The organism is Haloarcula amylolytica JCM 13557 (assembly GCF_000336615.1).
Lineage (GTDB): Archaea > Halobacteriota > Halobacteria > Halobacteriales > Haloarculaceae > Haloarcula > Haloarcula amylolytica.
Map to the genome: position 1 here is coordinate 14,305 of NZ_AOLW01000046.1, position 17,881 is coordinate 32,185.

The 17,881-nt window shown below is 63.7% G+C and carries 17 protein-coding genes; 8 read left to right on the forward strand and 9 right to left on the reverse strand.

The window, feature by feature from the left end; genetic code table 11:
* Window positions 1-184: 184 nt before the first annotated feature.
* Together C442_RS16215 and C442_RS16220 are read right to left on the reverse strand one after the other, a co-directional pair.
* On the reverse strand, window positions 185-2,617 hold the full coding sequence (locus C442_RS16215; RefSeq protein WP_008312346.1) for a methyl-accepting chemotaxis protein: 2,433 nt from the start codon (window positions 2,615-2,617) through the stop codon (window positions 185-187).
* Window positions 2,618-2,623: 6 nt separating this feature from the next.
* Window positions 2,624-3,643, reverse strand: coding sequence for a glycine betaine ABC transporter substrate-binding protein (locus tag C442_RS16220; RefSeq protein ID WP_239642325.1), 1,020 nt, complete (start codon window positions 3,641-3,643; stop codon window positions 2,624-2,626).
* A gap of 408 nt (window positions 3,644-4,051) precedes the next feature.
* On the opposite strand from C442_RS16220, the gene C442_RS16225 reads away from it, so the two are divergent.
* The 3 genes from C442_RS16225 (at window position 4,052) to C442_RS16235 (ending at window position 5,949) form a co-directional block, all read left to right on the forward strand.
* Window positions 4,052-4,708: a DsbA family protein gene (locus C442_RS16225; protein ID WP_049943061.1), complete on the forward strand. Its 657-nt coding sequence runs from the start codon at window positions 4,052-4,054 to the stop codon at window positions 4,706-4,708.
* A complete protein-coding gene (locus tag C442_RS16230; protein ID WP_008312352.1) occupies window positions 4,705-5,304 on the forward strand; it encodes a hypothetical protein in 600 nt (199 codons plus the stop codon). Before C442_RS16225 ends, C442_RS16230 begins: the two co-directional genes overlap by 4 nt.
* Before the next feature lie 105 nt (window positions 5,305-5,409).
* The gene (locus tag C442_RS16235; RefSeq protein ID WP_008312354.1) at window positions 5,410-5,949 is read left to right on the forward strand and encodes a hypothetical protein; all 540 of its coding nucleotides are present in this window, start codon (window positions 5,410-5,412) and stop codon (window positions 5,947-5,949) included.
* A gap of 55 nt (window positions 5,950-6,004) precedes the next feature.
* Here C442_RS16235 and C442_RS16240 read toward each other — a convergent pair whose 3' ends face one another.
* Window positions 6,005-7,192 (reverse strand): redox-regulated ATPase YchF, encoded by a 1,188-nt coding sequence (locus C442_RS16240; RefSeq protein ID WP_008312356.1) that lies wholly within the window; start codon window positions 7,190-7,192, stop codon window positions 6,005-6,007.
* Between the two features lie 100 nt (window positions 7,193-7,292).
* Window positions 7,293-7,790, reverse strand: a complete 498-nt coding sequence (locus C442_RS16245) for a GNAT family N-acetyltransferase (protein ID WP_008312358.1) — start codon at window positions 7,788-7,790, stop codon at window positions 7,293-7,295.
* Between the two features lie 129 nt (window positions 7,791-7,919).
* Here C442_RS16245 and trpC point away from each other — a divergent pair, with 129 nt between their 5' ends.
* The 5 genes from trpC to C442_RS16270 all read left to right on the forward strand — a co-directional run bounded on the left by trpC (window position 7,920) and on the right by C442_RS16270 (window position 13,100).
* The gene (trpC, locus tag C442_RS16250; RefSeq protein ID WP_008312360.1) at window positions 7,920-8,732 is read left to right on the forward strand and encodes an indole-3-glycerol phosphate synthase; all 813 of its coding nucleotides are present in this window, start codon (window positions 7,920-7,922) and stop codon (window positions 8,730-8,732) included.
* Complete coding sequence (gene trpB, locus C442_RS16255) at window positions 8,729-10,042, forward strand: tryptophan synthase subunit beta (RefSeq protein WP_008312362.1); 1,314 nt, start codon at window positions 8,729-8,731, stop codon at window positions 10,040-10,042. The genes trpC and trpB overlap by 4 nt, the downstream gene beginning before the upstream one ends.
* Window positions 10,042-10,917 (forward strand): tryptophan synthase subunit alpha, encoded by an 876-nt coding sequence (trpA, locus tag C442_RS16260; protein WP_008312365.1) that lies wholly within the window; start codon window positions 10,042-10,044, stop codon window positions 10,915-10,917. Before trpB ends, trpA begins: the two co-directional genes overlap by 1 nt.
* Before the next feature lie 26 nt (window positions 10,918-10,943).
* On the forward strand, window positions 10,944-11,747 hold the full coding sequence (locus tag C442_RS16265) for a 2-amino-3,7-dideoxy-D-threo-hept-6-ulosonate synthase (protein WP_008312367.1): 804 nt from the start codon (window positions 10,944-10,946) through the stop codon (window positions 11,745-11,747).
* A gap of 186 nt (window positions 11,748-11,933) precedes the next feature.
* Window positions 11,934-13,100, forward strand: coding sequence for a 3-dehydroquinate synthase II (locus tag C442_RS16270; RefSeq protein ID WP_008312369.1), 1,167 nt, complete (start codon window positions 11,934-11,936; stop codon window positions 13,098-13,100).
* Between the two features lie 36 nt (window positions 13,101-13,136).
* On the opposite strand, the gene C442_RS16275 is transcribed toward C442_RS16270, so the two are convergent.
* The 5 genes from C442_RS16275 to C442_RS16295 form a co-directional block, all read right to left on the reverse strand.
* Window positions 13,137-13,553, reverse strand: coding sequence for a zinc ribbon domain-containing protein (locus C442_RS16275; protein ID WP_049943062.1), 417 nt, complete (start codon window positions 13,551-13,553; stop codon window positions 13,137-13,139).
* A gap of 84 nt (window positions 13,554-13,637) precedes the next feature.
* Window positions 13,638-14,327 carry a type I 3-dehydroquinate dehydratase gene (locus tag C442_RS16280; protein WP_008312373.1) on the reverse strand — a complete coding sequence of 230 codons (690 nt, stop codon included), beginning with the start codon at window positions 14,325-14,327 and terminating at the stop codon, window positions 13,638-13,640.
* A 36-nt stretch (window positions 14,328-14,363) separates the two neighbouring features.
* Window positions 14,364-15,392 (reverse strand): DNA-methyltransferase, encoded by a 1,029-nt coding sequence (locus C442_RS16285; RefSeq protein ID WP_008312375.1) that lies wholly within the window; start codon window positions 15,390-15,392, stop codon window positions 14,364-14,366.
* 417 nt (window positions 15,393-15,809) lie between these two features.
* Window positions 15,810-16,775: a transcription initiation factor IIB gene (locus C442_RS16290; RefSeq protein ID WP_004517203.1), complete on the reverse strand. Its 966-nt coding sequence runs from the start codon at window positions 16,773-16,775 to the stop codon at window positions 15,810-15,812.
* 256 nt (window positions 16,776-17,031) lie between these two features.
* Window positions 17,032-17,874: a DUF726 domain-containing protein gene (locus C442_RS16295; RefSeq protein ID WP_008312379.1), complete on the reverse strand. Its 843-nt coding sequence runs from the start codon at window positions 17,872-17,874 to the stop codon at window positions 17,032-17,034.
* Window positions 17,875-17,881: the final 7 nt, after the last annotated feature.

The following is a 17,881-nucleotide window of genomic DNA, read 5'->3' on the forward strand; positions in this document are numbered from 1 at the left end:
CGACCATCCACAGGCGGAGCAGGCCGAGGCGGTTCACGCTGTCCCTGCAACGCGGATTGCGACTCCATCACTGCTCGTACTGGGACGCGTTGCGTGTTGTTGTGGATACACGCGGCGAAACGGTACAGGAAAACGCGTGTGCCGAACCGCTCCGAGCGTCAGTCTGTGTTCACGCTGTTGTCGATCAGCGGTGTCGGGATTGCTCGCTTTCGTCGGCAGCGACGTCAAACTCCGACAGGAGCGCCTTGAGCTGCTCGGCCTGCCCGCTCAGCGATTTGATGCTGTCGTTGATCTCCGACATCGAGGCCGCCTGCTCCTCTGCGGCGGCGGACACGCTCTGTACCTCATCGGCAGTGGATTCACTGAGGTCGGCGACTTCCTCGGTCATCGAGACCGCTTCTTCAGTACTGGCGGCCTGATCGTCAGTGGTGTCGCTGATCCCCTGGACGCCGGCGTCCGTTTTGTCGGCGTACTCCGACACTTCTGTGAACGCTTCCATGACCTCTTCGACCGCACTGATGCCTGCTTCCATCGACTCCTCAGCGACTCTGGCCTCGTCGACAGTCGTCTCCGTCTGGGACTGGACGTCGGTAATGAGTTGCTCTATTTCGGTCGCCGATGCCTGCGTTTCCCCGGCGAGTTCCTTGACTTCGTCGGCCACGACGGCGAACCCTTCGCCGTCTTTGTCGGCACGGGCAGCTTCGATGTTCGCGTTCAGCGCGAGCATATTCGTCTGCTCGGCGATGTCGGCGATCAGCTCGACGATGGTGCTGATTTCCGCCATCTGCTCGTCTAACTGTTCGACGTTCTCGACAGTCGTGTCGATTGCCTCCTGTACTCTGCGTGAACTTTCGAGCGCGTCTCTGGCCGTGTCTTCCCCCTTTCGGGCGACGTCAGCGGTCTGATTCGAGTGCTCCGCAACCGAGTCAGCGGACGCAGCCACCTCTTCGATAGCTGCCGAAAGGTCAGTCATCTCTCCCGAGACCGTGTCCAGCATATCGCGTTGCTCGTCGGCGGCAGCCGCGATCTCCTGAACCGATTCGCTGACCTCGCCGCTCGCACGCTCGGCGTCAGTCGCTCCGACTTCGGCCTCCTCGCTGGCGGCTGTGACGGTCTCCGCGAACTCCTGAATGTCGACGATAGTGCGCTCCCACTGTGCGAGCATATCGTTGAACGACGACGCGATAGCCGCCATCGCCTCGTTGTCGGTCTCGGTTTCGGGGAGACGCCGGGTCAGGTCACCGTCCGCGCACGCTTCCATCACGTCGCTGTACACCTCCGCTTGCTGTTCGAGTTCCGCCGCGAGCGTCTCAGCCTCTTCCTTTGCCTGCTCGGCGCGGGCTCGCTCTTCTTCGGCCTCCTCCTGGGCGTCTGTTGCTTGCTCACGGGCAGCCTCGGCTTCGTCGATTTTCGAGACGAGTGCGTCGCGCATACTCCCGATAGACGTGAACAACTGACCGATTTCGTCCCGGCGAGAGCTCGAAACGTCGACATTGTACTCTCCCTGCTCGATGGCAGTAGCGGCCGCAGAGAGCTGTTGCACGGATGTCGCCGTGTTCCGTCCAATCGTTCCACCAACGACGACCACACCACCGAGCGCGAGCAGGATGAACGCCAGGATATCAGTCCGAATCTGCTCGCTCAGCGCGAACGCGTTCGCCGCAGGCGTGTGCTTGATAACGACCCAGTTTGTGCCGGGGATGGTCGCGTACGCGGCGACGTGGTCGGTGTCAAGCACTGTGTCCTTCGCTGGCGTGTCGGTAAAGGTTCCCTGTTCGGTAGCCGTGCTGATCTCCGGAATCTCGGACTGTGACTGGTTCGGGATGTACGGCTGTCCGACGGCATCGGTGCCGGCGTCGGAGAACAACACCTCAGTCGAACTCGATGTCGGGCGGACCACCTGTGTGAACGTCCCGTCGATACCAGTGCTGAACTGCTTGCTCAGGTCGCTGGCGTCGTACTCGACCACGAGTACGTGTGTGAAGTCGGCGGCGACACTCATCGAACTGACCACTCGCTTGCCGTTCGCGTTCGTGTACGGGTTCGATGAAACCACTGTGTCGCGGCCGATAGACCGAGTCCGGTCGACCCACGGATGTGCGTCCGATGTGACACGCGTTCCGCGGAGCGTTTCGTCAGTACTCGCCACGATCCTTGCCTCCCCCGCTGTGCCGACAGTGGGATCTGCGAGGTGGACGGCAGCGACGCGGTCGGACTGGAGCTCATCCGCGGCGAGTCGTTCCGTGTAGGCCTGCTGGTCTTCGCGCGTCGCGTTGAAACCGAGCAGCGGATTGTTTGACGCGACGAGCACCGGCCGTTCGTTGCGCTCAATCCACTCGTTCAACAGGCCGGACTCGGCGTTGACCTCCTGTACGAGCTGTTGTGCCGTGTCGTCTTCGAGCGTGGCAGTTGCGTTCCCCTGCACCCAGAACCCGCCGGCCGCGATGAGTACCACGATCACGAGCAACGCAACAGCGAACTTGACGAGGTACGACCGGACTGGCAGCAGCGCAACGGCTTTCGCTCGCTCCAGCGCTGTCGTGTCCGAGGCCGCTGGCTCTGTCGCGTCTGCTGATTCGTCGTCACCGTCACCTGCATGTGCTGTAGATTCTTCCATACTGAGTCAGATGAAGCCGTTGGCCGTGAGGTGGTCAACAACCGCCTGCTGGCTGCCGACCTCGGTTGCGTGACTGTTCAGCTCTTGCATCGTTTTCGCGTCCGGAATGGCGTCCGGCATCTTGTTCAGCGCCGACACCACGGCGTCCGTCGCGACGTCCTCGTGAACGACGCCGACCGGGTGGAAGAACGGCCAGAAGTTCCGGTCGTCATCGAGGTACACGATGTCTTCAACGGTTGTGAGCCACGCGCTGGTGCTGTACCCGAAGCTGAGATCGGCGTAGCCTTCGTCGACAGCCGTGCCAGCCGCCTGCGCCGACGCCGCCTCGATGAACTCCTGTTCTGCCTCCCAGCGCGCCACATGCTCGCCCTCAAACCCGTAGTATTCAAGCAAAGCATCGAAGCCGTCGCTACGAGTCCTGAATCCGTCGCCAAACGCCGGTCTGATGTCGTAGTTCCCGTCGTTGACGTAGCCGGCGAGGTCACTGATTGTCTCGATACTGGTCCCTTCGATAGCGTCCTCGCGGATGAACACGGCCCATGTGTTCTGCCAGTCCGCGCGGTCGAGAATCCGAATCGGGTGTTCCGACTCCATCTCGGACTTCAACGCCTCGTACTGCTCGTCAGGTGTCGCGAAGTCGGCTTCGTCGTGCTTGGGCGGGTGCGCAGCCCACAGTGACCCCATGTAATCGTAGTACGCGTGGATGTCGCCGGCCTGATACGCTTCGGCGTGTGCAGCGTTCCCGCCGAAGCCGGTTTCGTCCACAAGACTCACACCCGTGTTGTTGGCGAGCAATTCGTAGGCGATGTACCCGAGGTTCAACTGCTCTGTGTAGCCTTTCGAACTGACGACGACTGACAGCGAGCCGTCGGTCGACCCGGCGGCTTCGCCCCCGCTTTCGGCTGTACTTGCTTCCGTCTCTCCGCCAGTCGAACAGCCGACCAGCGTCGCGGTTCCGCCAGTTGCGAGCATCCCGAGTAACCGTCGCCGGCTCCCGGTCCATGGCTCCCCTCTCTCATCTATCATTGCTCAACCTGTAGCTAATGATAGTCAAAAAACCGTTGCCGAGAATATCAACATTGATAGCAAAACAATAAAACCGTGTACAATTTAGTCCCTAACTGTTGGGGATCTCCACAGAGGGGCTCTCTACAGGAGAGTCATCGCAGTCGCTGTCGTCCCAGATCCAGATCATGTCAGTTGCAACCGAACCGCAGAGATACCCGTGGCAAACGGTCGTCAGCTACAGCTACCAGTTGGGGTAAGAGCCTCGGCACTCATAGGGCTCGTCACCACCGGGGAGTCACCCCGGTTCGGCCCCGTGAGTCGTCGTCATCGGCCGGCAGATGCTACCGCCGCTGGCGACAAGACGGTTACTCATCGTGGCCACATAGTGGAACAAACGCTAAACCAACGCGGGCCAACCAGTCGTATATGAACAGACGACGCTTTCTAGCACTTTCCGGGGTGGGTGTCGTCGGCGCAGTCGCGGGGTGCAGTGGTGAGGCGGACAGCGCCGAATCCGTCGACAGCCACCCGGCGGCCGCCGACCTCGACGCCCAGCCCCGCCGCGGCGAACTGGGCGGCCACGTCATCCTGGCGTTCGAAGACCCTTCCTGCCCCACATGCCGCCGCTTCCACGAGGAAACACTGCCGGATATCCGAGAGAACATCGTGGACGCGGGCAAAGGCGCGTACGTCGTCCGGACCTACCCCGTGATCTATCCCTGGGGTGAGCCGGCGACGCAGGCGCTGGAGTCGACGTTCGCCCGCGACAGCGAGGCGTATTGGGCGCTGTTCGGTCACTACTTCGCCGAGCAGTCGTCGTTCGACCCTGACAACGTTCTGGCGCGGACGGCGACGTTTCTCACCGAGGAGACCGACATCGACGGCGAGGCGGTCGCAAGCGACGCGCGGGATCGGGCACACGATGACGCCGTTCAGGCCGATATTCAGGCGGCCGAGGACGCCGGATTGGGTGAGACGACGCCGATTATCCTGCTGTTCGAGGACGGCGAGTTCGTGACGAAGGTCAACGGGAGCGTCAGCTACGAACTCATCGCGGAGGCGCTGGGAGAGCACGACGGATGAGCACCGCAGAGGGGCTCCGCCTGCCGACGACGCGAGGGGACTGGCGGCTCATGGGCCGGACGGTCAGGCTCGTGCTCACGCTGCCAGTCTACGCGGCGGTCGCCGTGATCGCCGCAATCGTCTCGCTGACCCTGTTCGTCGTCTCGCTGAACGTCCCGCTGGTGCTTGACCTCGTAGTCGGTGGGTCGCTCCCGCTCGCCAGTCGGCTGCGCGTGCTCGGGGAGCTGTATCCCTTCATCGGCACGTCGTTCAACCCTGCACAGGGAATTCTGCTGGTCGTCGTCGCCGCCCTCACCGGCGTCGACGTCGGGCTGGTGACCTACCACTTCCGCGAACACGGCCTCGACCTCCAGCAGGGCGGCGCGGGCGTCGCGGGTGTCGTCCTCGGAACGCTCGGCGCGGGCTGTGCGGCCTGCGGGTCGGCGGTCCTGCTGGGCCTGCTGTCGCTGCTCGGCGTCTCGACCTCGCTGTTGTTTCTGCCGCTGGATGGGCTTGAGTTCGCACTGCTTGCGCTCGCGGTGTTGATCCTCTCTATCTACTGGCTCGCCGAGGGGATGCGCGGCGGCGAGGTCAACGGGTGTCCGGTGGATATCTGACTGTATCGTTGGCCGGTCCTCGTTTCGCCCCGGTCGCGGAGTCCAAACCGTTCCAGCGGGAGAAAACGTATAGTGTCGTCAGCCGAACACTCGTGTCGAGAAGGTATGCCCGAGACGGAGTCCCAGGTGACGGCTTCGACGGAGTCCCCCGCCGAGTACGAGCACCTCCAGAAAAAGCGGAAAGAGACGGCCGGAACGGTCGAACTGGCCGAAATCGTCGACGTGTGGGTCGGCGAGAGCGAACTCGTCTGTCGGTTCCAGTTCGACTGGGCGACCGACCCGATACAGCGGCGTTACGACCTTGACAGCGACCGCGACATCGCCAAGGTCGAGCGGCTCTGTGAAGCGAACGGCCTGCAGTTCGAGCAGGCCAGTCATTTAGAGGGGTCGCTGGTCGAACTCGAATACACCGGCTCACGGTGGCTGCCGCGGCCGGAAGCCGCCTACACCGACGGCGAGGGGTCGGCCGTCGAGACGTTCCGCGCGGAGTGGCGGTTACTGGTGGCTGAACTCGCCCAGTCGCCCGCGTTCCTCCGGCGGGGCATCGAGCGCGTCCGGGGGCTGTCGACGACGCAACTGATTATCGGCATCATCCTCGTGAAGAAAGTCGCCATCATCGTGTTGCTGGCGCACCTCCTGCTGTAGCCCGGCTGTCGCTGGGACGAAATCAGTGTCGACAGAGCGTCCGATAGCGACCCGCTCAGTTCGTTGTCGTAATTTCGACCACGTCGCGGTGGTCGAGTTCGGTGTCAGCACCGATCTGTCGTTCGGTACGCACGTCGTGCGCGTGGAGGAATCCTTCACCGATGTCGGTGTGCAGGAAGTACGCGAAGTCCTCGGCGGTCGACCCGTCGGGGAGGACGAAACAGTCCTGCAGGAAGGTGCCGTCCTCCTGGGGCTTGCGAGCGCCGGGGAACACCGCGATTGCGCCCAGTTCCTCGAACAATGCGGTTTCCAGCGCCTGCTGGACGCCCGTGCCACCGAACTCCGTAACGAAGTCCCGGATCTGTTCCAGCCCTGCGGCCTTCTCCTCTGGCAGGTCCGCCGTCACGGTGAACTCCTCGTCGCCCGGTCGGTAGTCGAGCACGCCCTGCTCGTTGCCGTTTTTCAGTGCCTTCTCCGCGTGGGCCGAGACGGGGACGAACGTGAGGTGCTTGTACTCCGGGTCCTCGGTGATTGGCTCCCAGTTTTCCTGGGCCTCCGGAGTATCCATCTTGTTCGCCGCGATGAGCATCGGCTTGGTCCGGATGCGGATCTCCCGAGCGAGTGCCTCTCTGTCCTCGTCGTCCCAGGTGTCGGGGTCGAGTTCCAGGTCCAGTGCGAGTACGACCTGTTTAATCTCGTCGGCGTTGATCTTGAACGCCGACATCTGCTCGGCGAGGTCGTCTTCGATGGCCTTGTCCTCGCCGTGGTAGCCCGAGCGGTAGCGCTCGATGCCTTTCTCCAGAATGTCGAGATACCACATATCCAGTTCGTCTTCGAGGAAGTCGATGTCCTCGCGCGGGTCGTGGTTCTCGGTGGGTTCTCCTTCCAGGTCCGTTTCGCCGGTGAAGTCGACGACGTGGACGAGCACGTCGGCCTCGTTGAGGTCCGTGAGGAACTGGTTCCCCAGCCCCTTCCCCTCGTGTGCGCCGGGGACGAGGCCGGCCACGTCGACGAGTTTCGTCGGGACGAACCGGACACCCTCCGTGCAGTAGCCGTGGTTGGGCGTGCAGGTGTGGTCGAACTCCGGGGCGGCACAGTCGACGCGGACGTACGCCTCGCCCATCGAAGGGTCGATTGTCGTGAACGGGTACGCGCCCTCGGGCACGTCGTTCATCGTCGCCGCATTGAAAAACGTGGACTTGCCGACAGAGGGCTTGCCGACGAGTCCGATCTTGTAGCTCATTGCACCGATGAAGCGGTTTCAGCGGCTTAAACGCTGTTACACGAGCTACGAGAGCGTGTGAGTCACACACGTACTGCGGGCTGCGAATGCGAGCCGGCGTTCACAACCGCCGCTCGTACACGTTGACTGGGTGTTCCTGTCCGCCGACCTCGGTCGTCCGCTCGCCGACCTTCTCGAAGTGGCTCCGGTAGAACGCGTTCCCGACCTCGTTCTCGGCCAGCACCTCGTCGCGGATTTTCCGCACGGAAAGCTCGTGCAAGTGCTGTTCGCCGCGATGCAGCAGCTCCGTCCCGATACCTTCCCCCCAGTAGTCCGGGTGGACGTACAGGTCGAGGTCGCCGAAGCCGGTCGCGTCCGTCATCCCACAGCTCATGTACGCCACCACGTCGTCGTCGGCCGTCGAGACGAACAGGCCGACCTCTTCGAGTTCGATCATCTGCTCCAGTAGCGGCGGTGCATACCCCTCTTTGAGGTGCTCTTCCACTGTCTCTGCTCCGAGGATGTCGTCGTACACGGTATGCCATGTGGTTCTGGCGACCCGGCGGATATCCGCGATGTCCATTGGTTCGGCCGGCCGGATGGATGTCTGGAACGACATGTGTGAACATTTAACGTGTAGGTGTATAGAACTGTGGCTTGTTTGACAACGCGAGGAACTATCCCGTTCTGCGTCCCCTGAGATAATAGGGCAACTCTTATGTACACTTCTGTACGTTAGTGTTCAGTAATGGACGACAGTGAGGAGATAGCACCAGCGGTCCAGTCGATTCTCGACGCGGCGCGGGAGCGCGGTGGCGGCGGAGACCGGGTATCGGTGACACCCCGGTCGCTGGCCGATGCCTTCGAAGCGGCCGAAAACGACGGGCGGACGCCGGTCATCGCCGAAATCAAGCCCACCAGCCCGACCGCCGAGGGCGAGCGCACTGACGACCCGGTCGACCTCGCACAACAGATGGTCGCGGGCGGCGCGACGGCGCTGTCTGTGCTGACGGAGCCGGAGCATTTCGGCGGGTCGGCGGCGACGCTCGAACGGGTCCGCGACGCCGTCGACGTGCCCGTCCTGCGGAAAGACTTCGTCCTCTACGAGAGCCAGCTGGACGTCGTGGAAGCCGACGTTGTCCTGCTCATCGTCCGCTTTCTCGAAGCCGAGGGCACCGACGACCTCGCGGACCTCCTCACGGCCGCGCGCGAGCGCGGTTTCCAGGTCCTCGTTGAGACCCACACGGCGGCAGAGGTCGAGAAAGCACTCGACGCGGGCGCGGATATCATCGGCGTCAACAACCGCGACCTCGGCGAGCTAGCGGTCGACCTCGGAACGTTCGAAGCCGTCGCGCCCGACGTGCCAGAGGGCGTCACACTCATTGCTGAAAGCGGCATACAGACAGCAGACGACGTCTTGCGGATGCGCGACGCCGGTGCGGACGCGCTGCTGATTGGTTCGGCTATCATGGACCACGGCGAGACGACGGACGTGGAAGCGAACACGCGGCGACTAACAGATGCGGACACTGACGCGATTGAGACGACTACAGACACATGAGTACTGACGACGCACACGACCCCAAGTTCGGCGAGTACGGTGGACAGTACGTGCCCGAGGCACTGATGCCAGCTATCGAGGAGCTGACCGACGCCTACCAGCGGTACGTGCTCGAAAACGAGGACGGCTTCATGGACGAGTTTCGGGAGCGGCTGGCCGACTTCGGCGGCCGACCGACGCCACTGCAGTACGCGGACCAGCTCTCGGCCCGATACGACACGGACGTGTACCTCAAGCGCGAGGACTTGCTGCATGGCGGCGCGCACAAACTCAACAACGCGCTTGGCCAGGTTCTGCTGGCGAAGTACATGGGCAAGGAGCGCATCATCGCCGAGACCGGGGCCGGCCAGCACGGCACGGCGACGGCGATGGCGGCGGCCCACCTCGACATGCCCTGTGAGATCTACATGGGCGAGACCGACATCGCGCGCCAGCGCCCCAACGTGTTCCGGATGCGCATCAACGGGTCCGAGGTCAATCCCGTCACAGTCGGCCGCGGGACGCTGAAGGAAGCCATCTCCGAGACGATGCGGGACTGGGCGACCACCGTCGAGAACACCCACTACGTCATCGGGAGTATCGTCGGCCCGCACCCGTTCCCGAAGATGGTGCGTGACTTTCAGGCGGTCATTTCCGAGGAGGCCCGTGAGCAGGCCATCGAGAAAACCGGTGGGCTACCAGATTCAGTCCTCGCGTGTGCCGGCGGTGGCTCGAACACTATGGGCACCTTCGCGCACTTCGTCGACGATACCGACGTCGACCTCTACGCCGTCGAGGCCGGCGGCTCTTCGCTGCAGGTCGACGAGGAAGAGGGCGTCGCGCCCAACTCCGCCACGCTCTCGACCGGCGACGAGGGCGTGCTTCACGGCGCGCGAACGAAGCTCCTGCAGGACTCGGACGGCCAGATCATGGAATCGCACTCCGTGTCCGCGGGGCTTGACTACGCCGGCGTCGGTCCGGAACTCGCCCACCTCGTCGACGAGGACCGCGTCATCCCGGTCAACGTCGACGATGACATCGCGCTGGAAGCGTTCCACCGACTCTCCCAGGACGAGGGTATCATCCCGGCTCTAGAGACGGCCCACGCCTTCGGGTATCTGGAAGAACACCACGACGAGGTCGGCGACACCGTCGTCGTCAACGTCTCCGGCCGCGGCGACAAGGACCTCGAAACGGTCATCGAGGAGACCAGCAAGCGCGACCTCGATATCGCGCCGGACATGTCTATCTTCGATAGCGTGGGGCGAAGCCCCACGTCACAGTCGAGCGGCGATGAGCCGCGAGACAGCGTCGGCGGGGGTGGCCTCTGATGGGCCTCGAACGAGCCTTCGCTGACGAGCCAGCCTTCGTCCCGTACCTCGCGGCCGGCGACCCGAACTACGAGGCATCGATTGAGTACGTCGAGGCGCTGGCCCGCGGCGGGGCCGACGTCATCGAACTCGGTCTGCCGTTTTCTGAACCCATCGCGGAGGGCAAGACCATCCAGAACGCTATCGTCCGCTCGCTGGAAGCCGGGATGACGCCCGACCGCTTCTTCGAGTTCGTCGAGGAGCTCGACGTGGACGTGCCGCTGGTGTGTATGACCTACTACAATCTGATTTACCAGTACGGGGATAGCGAGTCGCGAAGCGACTCGGAAAACGCGAGCGGTGAAACCGCGAGCGAAGGCCCCCGCCCCTTCGTCGAGAAGGCCGCCGCGGTCGGCATCGAGGGCCTCGTCGTCCCGGACCTCCCCGCTGAGGAGGCCGGCCCGCTCCGGACGGCCTGTGACGAGTTCGGCCTCGATCTGGTGTTCATCGTCGCGCCGACGACGAAGGGCGACCGACTGGAGCGGATGCTCGAACAGGTGTCGGGCTACGTCTACGTCCAGGCGCGCCTGGGCGTCACCGGCGCACGCGAGGACGTGGACGACGCGACCGAGGAGTCGCTGGCCCGGCTTTCCGACTGGGACGTGCCCAAGGCCGTCGGGTTCGGCATCAAGACGGGCGACCACGCTGAACGAATCGTTTCTGCCGGTGCTGACGGGGTTATCGTCGGCTCCGCACTGGTCGATATCGTGGCCGAGGGCCACGAGAACGGCGATCCCGTCGACGAGGTAGCCGACCGACTCGAAGCGAAGGCTCGTGAACTCAAAGACGGTGCGCTCCGGGGCGCGGCAGAACGACCGCAACCGGAACGCACATAATCGTACTTGCCACACTGTCTCATAACATGACTGCAGGAAAACGCGCACGACTCGAACGCATCGGGACAGACGACACATACGTAATCGTCCCGATGGACCACGGCATCACAATGGGGGCCGTAAAGGGCCTCAAAGACATCGAATCGACTATCGACGCGGTCACCAGCGGCGGCGCGGACGCCGTCCTCACCCAGCGGGGCATCGCCGGGCGCGTCCATCCGAACAAGAACGACGCGGGCTATATCACGCATCTCAACGGCTCTACTACCATCGGTCCTGACGAGCAGGACAAGCGGGTGACCGGCACGGTCGAAGACGCCATCCGCGCCGGGGCCGACGCCGTCTCGTTCCACATCAACGTCGGCAGCCAGTACGAACCCGAACAGATCGAGGAGCTCTCCGAGCTGACGACCGAGGCCAGCCAGTACGGCCTGCCGGTGCTGGCGATGGCCTACGCCCGCGGCCCCGACATCGACTCCGAGAACGAGGACTACAACCAGTCCGTCGGCCACGCTGTCCGGCTAGCCGAGGAACTGGGTGCGGATATCGTCAAGACCGGCTACACCGGCTCCGCCGAGACCTTCCAGCACGTCGTCGAGTCCACGTCGCTACCGGTGGTCATCGCCGGCGGCTCGAAGGGCACTGACGAAGACACCGTTCGCATGGTCCGGGGAACGATGGACGCCGGGGCGTCCGGCGTTTCGATGGGCCGCTCTATTTTCCAGCACGACGAACCGGAGAAGATTGCCCGTGCCGTCTCCGCCGTCGTCCACGACGACGCCACCACCGAGGAAGCGCTTCGCGAGGCCGGACTGGCCGTCGAGGCCTAGCGGCCAAATCAGGACAAGTGGACACAGATACGGACCAATAACCGTATTACGCAGTCTCGAACCACAGAACAGAATGGGTCTCTCCCTCACCGGAGCCAGACCACGTTTCTCCCTTGCTTGTCTGGCATCCGACAGACCGACCCGGGTTCCGCCACGTTCAAGCCCCGCCGTTGCGGACGTGGGCGTATGACTCGAAGCGTCTGGCTCAAAGCCGACAGCGAGGTCGGCGATTGGGAGACACGGAAACGCCGGATAACCGCCGGTATCGAGGCCGGCGTCGACTGGGTACTGGTCGACGAGGAAGACGTCGACCGCGTCTCGGAACTCGGAGAAATAAACATCGCCGCGTTCACCAACGGCGACGTCCACGTCATGGAGGCCGAGGCGGAGGACTCAGAGGCTGATGCGACCATCGTCGGCAAAGACGGTGAGGGCGACGGCACGGTCGACCTCCCGTCCGATTTCTCCGGCTCCGCGGACCTCTCGACGCTCCGGCAGAACGGGGCCGCCCCCGACGGCGGCTACGTCCGTATCTTCGACGAGGACTACGAGGCGTTCGCCGAAGCGGTCGCCGCCGAAGCCGACTTCACCATCGTCATCGGCGAGAACTGGCAGATCATTCCGCTCGAAAACCTCATCGCCCGCGTCGGCGAGGAGACGGACCTCATCGCCGGTGTCCGGACCGCTGAGGACGCACGAACGGCCTACGAGACGCTGGAAATCGGCGCTGACGGCGTCCTGCTGGACACCGACGACCTCGACGAAATCCGCAAGACGGTCGAGGTCCGCGACGAGATGGGGCGGGAATCGCTCGACCTGGAGTACGCCGAGGTCACCGCCATCGAGCAGACCGGCTCGGCCGACCGCGTCTGCATCGACACGGGCAGCCTGATGGAACACGACGAGGGGATGCTCGTCGGCTCGATGGCTCGCGGCCTCTTTTTCGTCCACGCCGAGACGGCTGAATCCCCCTACGTCGCCAGCAGACCGTTCCGGGTCAACGCCGGCGCGGTCCACGCCTACGTCCGGACCCCCGACGGCGGCACGAAGTACCTCTCGGAACTCCAGTCCGGCGACGAGGTCCAGATCGTCGACGCAGACGGGCACACTCGTGAGGCCATCGTCGGCCGCGCGAAGATCGAGAAGCGTCCGATGTTCCGCGTGCAGGCCGAAACCGAGGACGGCGACCGCATCGAGACGCTGCTCCAGAACGCCGAGACCATCAAAGTCCACACTCGGGACGGGCGAACCGCCGTCACGAACCTCGAACCCGGTGACGAAATCCTCATCTACCACGAGGACACGGCGACGCACTTCGGCGAGCGGATCGAAGAAAGTATCATCGAGAAGTAAGCCGGCTTCGGCCCGGAACTGACCGCAAGTCGGAGGTTACTGCTGGTCCGCCTCGACCGGTTCCAGTTGCGTCGTACACCAGTGACAGAAGTCGATGTCCTCGTCGAGTTCCTTGCCGCAGTTCGGACACGTCATACCGGCTTCGACCTCCTGTGTCTGGTTCTCGTTGACCGCGACCCAGTAGGCGTCGACGACGTTGAGCGTCGTGATCACGACCGAACCGATTGTCACCTCGGTGGGTCTGGACTGATACGACGACGAGATAGCCTCCAGGCTCAGCTGGGTGACGGGGTCGATAGCGCCAGTCACGACAAACACTACCGACAGCATGAACAATCCCCCGAGCCACAGCAATCCCCGTCCCCACTTGCGGAGGTAGAAGTGTCCCAACCCAGGGAAGATGAACGCAAGCACCACGGCCAGTAACGGCCGCTTGCGTCCTGTGTCAGTCATACTCCGCGAATCCGTCTCGCATACCCCTATATCTTCCGAAGGATCACCGTCCGGAGGAAAACCCCGTGACCGGCGGCCACCGGTTCAGGCGTCGCTCTGTAGCTGTCCGACCAGCGTCCGGAGCGTCGCGAGGTCGTACTGCCCCGGCGCGGTCGCGTCAGCGGGGTCGACCGGTGCATAGCCGATGCGGGAGCCGTACAGCGGGGCGACGGCTCTGGAGTGGCGACCGGCCCTACCCATGCACATCGTGGCGACTTGCTCGCCTCCGGCGGCCATCTCGCGGGTCGCCCCGAGCATCGACAGTACGTCGTCCGGCGACTGGGCCGTACTCGCCATCTTCCCCACGTCACCGCGAGCACAGGCTCGTTCGAGTCGACTCACGATGGCGTCGCGGTCGGGCGTCGACTCGAAGTTGTGCGTCGAGACGACCACGGACGCGCCGCGGTCGCGGGCCACGTCGGCGACCCGGCCGGCGTCGTGGTCGCCGGCCCCCTCAAGCGCCGCGAGTTCGAGGTCGACGGCCGTCACGGCGTCGTGTTCGAGCGCGGTTTCGAGCGCGTCGAGGCGGCCCGCGGTATCGGCTGCCTCGCCGCCCTCCCACGTCGCCCGGTTGGTGACGAGTATCGGCAGGTCGCCGTCGTAGGCGTCCAATTGTGCCAGCGGCTCGTCGGCGAAGTCCATCCGCAGTTCCAGCCCGTCGGCATCGGCGCGGGCGGCCGGCTCCACCCCGAGGTCGTCGGTGGCGGCGAGTAGGGTGAACGACTCGAAGTCCATACGTCGGCTTCGTCGGAGCCGCACAAAAACCCGCGCTTACTCGACCGGCTCGTGGACGGCCCGGAAGCCGTCATCGGTCGCCGTGACGGAGTCGACCGCGTAGAACTGAATCCGTTGCTCCTGTTTCGTGTTGACGGCGAAGTCGTACTGTTCGGCCTCGTAGCCCGGCTCTTTCCCGTCGGCACGCCGTTGTTCCACCCACGAGCGGTGGTCGGCGAGGCGCTCCTGAGCGATGGTCCGAGAGCGTTCCGGGGCGGCCGCGACTCGGTCTTCGAGCGCCGACAGCAGGTCCGGGTCGCGGTCCACTCCGACCGAGTTCCGGCCGGCGACCATCGCCGCCAGCGTCGTCGTCCCGGTTCCAAGAAACGGGTCGAGTACGGTGTCGCCGTACACCGAGAACATCGAGATGAGCCGATAGGGCACCGTCAGCGGGAAGGCACCCGAACGGTCCCGGAGCCCGTCGTCGATGCCCTGTGTCTCGCCGGGGAGTTCCCAGAGGTCGGAGAACCACTCGTTGCGCTCCTCCCAGAAGTAGGCGCTCTCGTAGCGACGGTCCGCGCCCGGTTCGAGGCGGCGGCGCTCCCCGTTGCGGAACACGAGGATGTGCTCGTGTTCCAGGGTCGGATAGGCGTTCGGCGGCACCATCCCCGAACCCATGAACTTCGCGCCGCTGTTGGTCGGTTTGCGCCACAGGATATCGGGCAGCGCGCGCAGCCCGTGGTCCGTCAGCCGGTCGGTTATTTCGGCGTGGTTGGGGTAGGAGCGGAAGCCGTCTTCCAGGGACCGCGTCGCGTCCCCGACGTTGATGCAGGCGATGCCGCCGGGAACCAGCACGCGTTTCAGCTCTGCCCAGACCGCATCGAGCACGTCGTGCATCAGTGTGAACGCTCGGTCACCGTCGCCGTGGTCCAGCGCCGCCCCGATGTCGGGGTCCAGGTCCGCGAAGATGTCGTCCCACATCTCGATCATCGGGTACGGCGGCGACGTGACCACCAGTTCGACGCTGTCGTCGGGACAGTCGAGCGTTCGGGCGTCACCGGTTCGAACCCGGTGTGTCGTCTCCATACCGGTCCCAGCAGATGAGACGACTCTAGTCTTGCGGTTATCGGTCGGGTGATTCGTTTTTGTGTGTCGCTCTGTGGCTGTCGTGTCTCGTCCCGCAGTGACAACTGTAGAGAACCAGAAAGCCCCGGCTGGCTGAACTCGGGGGCCTCGCTGCGCCCTTCACTCACTGCGTTCGTTCCAGTGCTTGCTTCGTCCACCGTCGTTCAGCCAGCCACCGGGAGACCGAAGGTCTCCCGAGCAGTCGGCGCACAGCGCCGACGACGCCCCTTTCAGTCCTACCCGTAGCCGGTTGGTCAATCTGGGTTGGGTGGGGCTTTCTGGTTGTTCGGACTTCGTTAGATGGCAATACACTCTCTCTGTACGACCACTGACAACAGAAGAACCGTTCCTCACAGCAACGCAGCGCGCGCCCAAACGTTACGCAACAGGCAGGTCCTGCTCGGCTTCCAGCAGTTCGTGGTAGCGGTTGCGGATGGTGACCTCGGAGATATCGGCGACCTCAGACACGGCGGCCTGGGTGGTCTTCTCGTTGGTCAGCAGGGCGGCCGCGTACACTGCGGCGGCGGCGAGGCCGACCGGGGACTTGCCGGAGTGGACGCCCTGCTCCTTGGCGTTCTGAAGGAGCTGGCGGGCGCGGTGCTCGGCCTCGTCGGACAGTTCCAGCGAGGAGGCAAACCGCGGGACGTAGCTTTCGGGGTCTGCGGGGCGAACCTCAAGCGAGAGTTCGCGGACGACATAGCGGTAGGTTCGGGCGATTTCGCTCTTTTCGACGCGGGAGACTTCCGTAATCTCGTCGAGCGAGCGTGGGACGCCAGCCTGCCGAGCGGCGGCGTAGACGGAAGCCGTGGAGACACCTTCGATGGAGCGGCCGGGGAGCAGATCCTCGTCCAGCGCGCGGCGGTAGATGACGCTGGCCGTCTCGCGGACGTTTTCTGGCAGTCCGAGCGCGGAGGCCATACGGTCGATTTCACCGAGGGCCTGCTTGAGGTTGCGTTCCTTGGAGTCGCGAGTGCGGAACCGCTCGTTCCACTTGCGGAGACGCTGCATCTTCTGGCGCTGTTTGCCAGAGAGGGAGTTGCCGTAGGCGTCCTTGTCGCGCCAGTCGATGTTCGTCGAGAGGCCCTTGTCGTGCATCATGTTCGTCGTCGGTGCGCCGACGCGGGACTTCTCGTCTTTCTCGCTGGAGTCGAATGCGCGCCACTCGGGGCCGCGGTCGATTTCGTCGGACTCGACGACGAGGCCACAGTCCTCACAGACCGTTTCGCCGTGTTCGTCGTCGATGACGAGCGAGCCACTGCACTCCGGGCACGCAGTGCTCTCCGATTCCGTCGACTCAGTCGTCTGTTCCTCGTGCTGCTGTCGCGTCCGTGTGTGTTCACTCATTGGTTGCGAAGGCGGGTGCTCACCGGGTGGGAGACATCACAGAACCCGGAGGCAGTCGGTAACACTGTATTCGAACGAAAGTCATTAAAACATTCCGGTATTGTCATGGAGACCACCGATACACGTCACGAAACCCACGTTTGTGCATCAGTCGCATGACCATTCATATAATCGCTGCCGGGTATTTTTGACTGATTTCCCACAACCCGGTTATAATCGTATACAATCGGTAGAGTCGCCCCCTCGCTGTCACTGCCTACTGAAACGTCTCGACGACGCCGGGCATACACCCTTCACCAGGCTCGTAGTATGAATTGTGGTCCGCAACGGTTTCTGTTACATCGTGCTCGGTGTAGTTCTCGGGGGCGTCATCGGGACTCTGCACACCCGTTTCACCGACCGCTTCCGCCCACTCGGCAGCACTGAATGCAGTCCCCAGCACCGCGTCGTCGTCCTTGTGGAAGTTGTCGAAGGACGTGGTGGCGTACTCGATGGACTCGCCGTATGCCTCGTCGACCTCAACGACGGATTCACCGATAGCGCCACCCAGTAACGTCACCGACTCGACTGCGTCTTCGTGTCCACGCTCGTGAAGCGACGCTACCGTTTCCACAGCCACCTTTGCGCCGAGCGAATGTCCGATTACCCGGACTGGAAGCCCACCGCTGTCGTTGTGGTCGGCAACCCACTGTGCGAGCTTCGGACCGTTCTGTTTGGCGATGGCGACACCCTCGTTCCAGCCGATGCCGTCGCCCTTATCGGCATCCCAGGTGAACCCCACGGTGAACTGGTCGTACTCGTTCTCTTCAAGCCCGATCTGACAGGTGTAGGCGGCGTTTCTGGCATCCGTCTCTCCGAGACTCCAGCCGTGGACGAAGATGACGAGTTCCGCATCGTCGCTGGCCCGGGTCGACTCCCAATCCCCCACTGTTTCGTACTCTGTCTCTGTATACTCGGACTTCAGTTCAGCGTCGTCAGTGAACTGATCACGCGTCGAAACGAGTGGGAACTCCGCTGGAGCTGTGTACTCTCCGTCATCACCGCCGAACTTGCCGCCCCGTACTGCGCCACTCGTACCGAGTGCTGCTACCGATGCCACAGCACCG

Excerpts from the sequence above, each read along its gene's own strand:
- C442_RS16270 (WP_008312369.1), top strand. The coding sequence starts at position 11,934 with ATGACTCGAAGCGTCTGGCTCAAAGCCGACAGCGAGGTCGGCGATTGG.
- C442_RS16265 (WP_008312367.1), top strand. The coding sequence starts at position 10,944 with ATGACTGCAGGAAAACGCGCACGACTCGAACGCATCGGGACAGACGAC.
- C442_RS16215 (WP_008312346.1), bottom strand. The coding sequence starts at position 2,617 with ATGGAAGAATCTACAGCACATGCAGGTGACGGTGACGACGAATCAGCA.
- C442_RS16220 (WP_239642325.1), bottom strand. The coding sequence starts at position 3,643 with ATGATAGATGAGAGAGGGGAGCCATGGACCGGGAGCCGGCGACGGTTA.
- trpC (WP_008312360.1), top strand. The coding sequence starts at position 7,920 with ATGGACGACAGTGAGGAGATAGCACCAGCGGTCCAGTCGATTCTCGAC.
- C442_RS16280 (WP_008312373.1), bottom strand. The coding sequence starts at position 14,327 with ATGGACTTCGAGTCGTTCACCCTACTCGCCGCCACCGACGACCTCGGG.
- C442_RS16240 (WP_008312356.1), bottom strand. The coding sequence starts at position 7,192 with ATGAGCTACAAGATCGGACTCGTCGGCAAGCCCTCTGTCGGCAAGTCC.
- trpA (WP_008312365.1), top strand. The coding sequence starts at position 10,042 with ATGGGCCTCGAACGAGCCTTCGCTGACGAGCCAGCCTTCGTCCCGTAC.
- C442_RS16245 (WP_008312358.1), bottom strand. The coding sequence starts at position 7,790 with ATGTCGTTCCAGACATCCATCCGGCCGGCCGAACCAATGGACATCGCG.
- trpB (WP_008312362.1), top strand. The coding sequence starts at position 8,729 with ATGAGTACTGACGACGCACACGACCCCAAGTTCGGCGAGTACGGTGGA.
- C442_RS16275 (WP_049943062.1), bottom strand. The coding sequence starts at position 13,553 with ATGACTGACACAGGACGCAAGCGGCCGTTACTGGCCGTGGTGCTTGCG.
- C442_RS16225 (WP_049943061.1), top strand. The coding sequence starts at position 4,052 with ATGAACAGACGACGCTTTCTAGCACTTTCCGGGGTGGGTGTCGTCGGC.
- C442_RS16230 (WP_008312352.1), top strand. The coding sequence starts at position 4,705 with ATGAGCACCGCAGAGGGGCTCCGCCTGCCGACGACGCGAGGGGACTGG.
- C442_RS16290 (WP_004517203.1), bottom strand. The coding sequence starts at position 16,775 with ATGAGTGAACACACACGGACGCGACAGCAGCACGAGGAACAGACGACT.
- C442_RS16235 (WP_008312354.1), top strand. The coding sequence starts at position 5,410 with ATGCCCGAGACGGAGTCCCAGGTGACGGCTTCGACGGAGTCCCCCGCC.
- C442_RS16285 (WP_008312375.1), bottom strand. The coding sequence starts at position 15,392 with ATGGAGACGACACACCGGGTTCGAACCGGTGACGCCCGAACGCTCGAC.